The following is a 536-nucleotide window of genomic DNA, read 5'->3' as shown; positions in this document are numbered from 1 at the left end:
GTGGGGAGGGTGAGGGAGGGAAGTTCAGGGGGTTTTCAGTGACGGGCCCAGGAGCCAGGTCGCGATCTCGCGGATGGCGCCGTCGCCGCCCGCTGTGGTGGTGACGGCCCGGGCCGCGCCGCGTACGACGTCGTGGGCACTGGCGACCGCGACCGGCCAGCCGACGAGGCCGAAGCAGGGGAGGTCGTTGACGTCGTTGCCGGCGTAGAGGACGCGCTCGGGGGCGACGCCCTGCTCCTCGCACCACTGCTTCAGCGCGAGGTCCTTGCGGTCGATGCCGTGCAGCACCGGGATCCGCAGCTTGCGGGCGCGGGCCGCGACGACCGGGTTCTGCTCCGTGGACAGGATCAGCAGCTTGAGTCCCGCCTTGCGCAGGGCCGCGATGCCGAGTCCGTCGCCGCGGTGTACGGCGACGATCTCGCGCCCGTCGGCGTCGATGAGCACCCGGTCGTCGGTCTGGGTGCCGTCGAAGTCGATGACCACGGCGTCGATGTCGTCGCCGGTGGGGCGGGGGGCGGCCAATTCGCCGAGGTCGG

At 72.4% G+C, this 536-nt stretch carries 1 protein-coding gene; it reads right to left on the bottom strand.

The window, feature by feature from the left end; translation table 11 throughout:
- Window positions 1-24: 24 nt before the first annotated feature.
- Window positions 25-536 (bottom strand): KdsC family phosphatase (locus U9R90_RS36750; protein ID WP_411061860.1); only part of this gene is annotated, 512 nt, incomplete at its 5' end.

Source organism: Streptomyces sp. E11-3, from assembly GCF_046540415.1.
Lineage (GTDB): Bacteria > Actinomycetota > Actinomycetes > Streptomycetales > Streptomycetaceae > Streptomyces.
Note: the sequence above shows the minus strand (reverse complement) of the source record. Positions and strands in the feature narration are given on the sequence as shown.